Below are 3691 nucleotides of genomic sequence, written 5' to 3'. Positions count from 1 at the left end.
AAGGACGTGGCGTAGCCCCGCCTCACGGCTGGACCGTGGGGTGGCAGGAAAGTTTCGCCTTCTCGCCCGCGGAGCGACCACCACCGGCCACTCGACGCGCGCCGGGCGGCGGGCGGGCTCAGGGGGGGGGGGGGGTTGGGGTCGGGGTGGGGACGACGAGTATTCCGGCGGCCTCGGCTAGGGTGACTGCCTGGCGCACGTCGATGGTGGCGCCGCGGAGCAGGACGTCCTCGGGGTCGATGCCGGTGAGGTCGCTGCCCGTGAGGTCCGCCGCGCTGAAGTCGGCGCCGGTGAGGGAGGCGGCCGACAGGTCGCAGCCCGAGAACACCGCCTCAGCGCAGCGCGCCCGCGTCAGGTCCGCCTCGCGCAGCCGGACGCCCGTGAACCGCGCGCCGCGCAGCTCGGCGCCGGACAGGTCGACGAACGACCAGTTCCCGCCCTCCGCCTTCAGCAGCGCGAAGTCGCAGCCGCTGAACGCGCTGCCGGTCAGCTTGCAGCGCACGAACGTCGCGTCGAAGAAGTTGCAGCCCTGGAAGGTGCAGTTGGAGAACGCCGTGTCCGTGAACTCCGCCACGTTGAACCGCACCGTGCGGAACGTGCAGCCCGTGAACGTCGCCCCGGTCGCGCGCAGCTCCGTCATGTCCACGTCCACGAACTCGACCCCGTCGAACTCGGCGCCGTCGAGGTCGCGCCCGTACCAGTCCTCGCCCCGGATGATCTCCACCGCGCCAGCCTACCCACGCGCCGAGCGCGCGCGACGGCCGGGCGGGGCTCAGTCCTGGTTGCTGAAGGCGGCGTCGAAGGAGGCGGTCGGCTGCTTCCAGAGCAGCGACCGGATGTAGCCGACGGCCTCGGCCGCGCCGTGCAGCCGGTCCATCCCCGCGTCCTCCCACTCTATCGAGATCGGGCCGGTGTAGCCGATCGACTCGAGCGCGCGGAAGGCGTCCTCCCACGGCACGTCGCCGTGCCCGGTGGAGACGAAGTCCCAGCCGCGGCGCGGGTCGCCCCACGGCAGGTGCGAGCCGAGCACGCCGGCGCGGCCGTTCTTCGGGCGCAGCCGGGTGTCCTTGCAGTCCACGTGGTAGATGCGGTCCTTGAAGTCGACGATGAAGCCGACCGGGTCGATGTCCTGCCACATCATGTGCGACGGGTCCCAGTTGAACCCGAACGCCTCGCGGTGGTCGATCGCCTCCAGCGTGCGCACGCTCGTCCAGTAGTCGTACGCGATCTCCGACGGGTGCACCTCGTGCGCGAACCGAACGCCCTCCCCGTCGAACACGTCGAGGATCGGGTTCCAGCGGTCGGCGAAGTCCTGGTACCCGGCCTCGAAGACGGAGGCCGGCACCGGCGGGAACTGCGCGACGTACGGCCAGATGCTGGACCCGGTGAAGCCGACCACGGTGTCCACCCCGAGCTTGCGGGCGACCTTCGCCGTGAGCTTCAGCTCCTCCGCGGCGCGCTGGCGCACGCCCTCCGGGTCGCCGTCGCCCCACACCTTCGAGCCGACGATGGCCTGGTGCCGGAAGTCGATCGGGTCGTCGCAGACCGCCTGGCCCTTGAGGTGGTTGGAGATGGCCCACACCTTCAGCCCGTAGCGGTTCAGGATGTCGAGGCGGCCCTGCAGGTAGGTGTCGTCCTCTGCGGCGCGCCAGACGTCCAGGTGCTCGCCGGAGCAGGCGATCTCCAGTCCGTCGTAGCCCCACTCGCTCGCGTACCTGGCCACCTCCTCCAGCGTGAGGTCGGCCCACTGGCCGGTGAACAGGGTCACCGGGTGCGTGCGCCCGGACTCCGCGGTGGTCGTCTCAGTCATCGTGCGTTCCCATCTCGATCCAGGTGCCGGACTCCGCGGAGTCCAGCACGGCGTCGGTGACGCGGACGGCGCGCAGGCCGTCCGCGAAGCGCGGCAGTCCCTCCGGGGTCTCCCCCGCGACCGCAGCATACGTGTCCGCGACGAACGCGGTGAAGGCCTCCTGGTAGCCCTGTGGATGACCGGACGGGACGACGCACAGCCGCGCGGCGTCCTCGCTCAGCTGGTCGGCGTCGCGCGGGACGATGGTGCTGCCCGCCCTCCGCCCGATCCACAGCGTCTCCGGCTGCTCCTGGTCGAACGCGACGCTCTCCGCGCTGCCGGCGATCTCCAGCCACAGCCGGTTCTTGCGCCCCGGCGCCACCTGCGAGACCAGCAGCGTCCCGATCGCGCCGGAGCGCGTCTCGATCACGACGGCCACGGCGTCCTCCGTCGTGATGCCGGAGTGGGATGCCCGCTCGGCGAACACCGTCTTGGTCGTCGCCGCCAGGCGGCTCACCCGGTCGCCGCTGACGAACTCGACGAGATCGACCAGGTGCGAACCGATGTCGGCGAACGCGCGGGACCGGCCGCCCTGCGCCGCATCCACGCGCCAGTTGTCGTCGGCGGAGGCGAGCAGCCAGTCCTGCAGGTAGGACGCGTTGACGCTCAGCACGGTGCCGGCGGCCCCGGAGGCGAACCGCGACCGCGCCTCCCGCACGAGCGGGTGGTAGCGGTACACGAACGGGACGGTGGCCGTCCGGCCGGACGACGCCGCGGCGGCGGCGAGGCCCTCGGCGTCCGCGACGGTGGTGGCGAGCGGCTTCTCGCAGACCACGTGCTTGCCGGAGGCGAGCACGGCGAGCGCCTGCTCCGCGTGAAGCGCGTTGGGAGTGGTGACGTGGACGACGTCGATCCCGTCGTCCGCGAGCAGCTCCTCGAGCGACCCGTAGGCGCGGCCGATGCCCAGTCGCTCCGCCGCCTCCGCTCCGCGTTCCGGCGACGACGAGACGATGCCGGCGGGTTCCGCCCTGGCGGCCCGGATGGCGCGCGAGTGCACCTCGGCCATGAAGCCGCCGCCGACGATGCCGGCCCTCAGCCGCTCCCCCGCCCGGCTCTCGTCGCGGCGGCGGAGTCCGCCGTCGGCGCTGCGGCCGTCGTTCCCGCTCGTGTCCGCCGTCACGCGAGCGTCGCCTCCCGCGGGTCCCAGTCCTCCGGCAGCGCCGGGGCGACCTCGACCGTGCTCTCGACGGTGACCGGGGCGCCGGCCTCGGCCGACTCGATGGTCGCGACCATCACGTCGAGCACGTGGAATGCCTGCTCGCCCGACGCACGCTCCGGCACTCCGGCGCGGATCGCGCGGGCCAGCTCGACGACGCCGGTGCCGCGGGTGGTGGTGGATCCCGTGGACGGGAGCGTCTCCACGCCGTCCGCCCCGTGCACGAGCAGGTCGCCCTCGAACGTGTTCGGGTCGGGCACGACGACCGTGCCGTCGACGCCGGCGACCTCGAACAGCGTGCGGCCGAGCTTCGAGTCGAAGCTGAAGATGGCCTGCGCCGTCTGCCCGCTCTCGAACTGGTACAGCGCGCTCACGTGCGTGGGGACGGTGACCTCGAACTCCTCGCCGGCGCGCGGACCGGAGCCGATCACGCGCTTCGCCTTCGACTTGGAGGCGACGGCGCTCACGCTCTTCACCGGGCCGAACAGCTGCACCAGGGTGGTCAGGTAGTACGGGCCGATATCGAACAGCGGTCCTGCGCCCTCCTGGAACAGGAAGTCGGGGTTCGGGTGCCAGGACTCCGGGCCCGGGCTCTGCATGAGCGTCAGCGCGGTGAGCGGCGCTCCGATCCTGCCGCTCTCGACCAGGCGCCGCGCCGACTGGATGCCCGCGCCGAGGAAGGTGTC

At 72.4% G+C, this 3691-nt stretch carries 4 protein-coding genes; all 4 read right to left on the bottom strand.

Annotated features, from left to right (window positions below; all coding sequences use genetic code 11):
• Positions 1-118: 118 nt before the first annotated feature.
• Complete coding sequence (locus tag ACTHMF_RS18725; RefSeq protein ID WP_440319693.1) at positions 119-724, bottom strand: pentapeptide repeat-containing protein; 606 nt, start codon at positions 722-724, stop codon at positions 119-121.
• Between the two features lie 48 nt (positions 725-772).
• Complete coding sequence (locus tag ACTHMF_RS18720) at positions 773-1810, bottom strand: sugar phosphate isomerase/epimerase family protein (RefSeq protein WP_440319691.1); 1038 nt, start codon at positions 1808-1810, stop codon at positions 773-775.
• Positions 1803-2873, bottom strand: coding sequence for a Gfo/Idh/MocA family protein (locus ACTHMF_RS18715; protein ID WP_440319695.1), 1071 nt, complete (start codon positions 2871-2873; stop codon positions 1803-1805). The genes ACTHMF_RS18720 and ACTHMF_RS18715 overlap by 8 nt, the downstream gene beginning before the upstream one ends.
• Positions 2874-2965: 92 nt before the next feature.
• Positions 2966-3691, bottom strand: a 726-nt coding sequence (locus ACTHMF_RS18710; protein ID WP_440319689.1) for a Gfo/Idh/MocA family protein, incomplete at its 5' end; no start/stop codon positions are given.

The organism is Leifsonia sp. (genome assembly GCF_051955155.1).
In the GTDB taxonomy this organism is placed as follows: domain Bacteria; phylum Actinomycetota; class Actinomycetes; order Actinomycetales; family Microbacteriaceae; genus Leifsonia.
Note: the sequence above shows the minus strand (reverse complement) of the source record. Positions and strands in the feature narration are given on the sequence as shown.

Bases quoted from the DNA above. Each gene is read 5' to 3' on its own strand.
- ACTHMF_RS18720 (WP_440319691.1), bottom strand. From the start codon at position 1,810: ATGACTGAGACGACCACCGCGGAGTCCGGGCGCACGCACCCGGTGACC.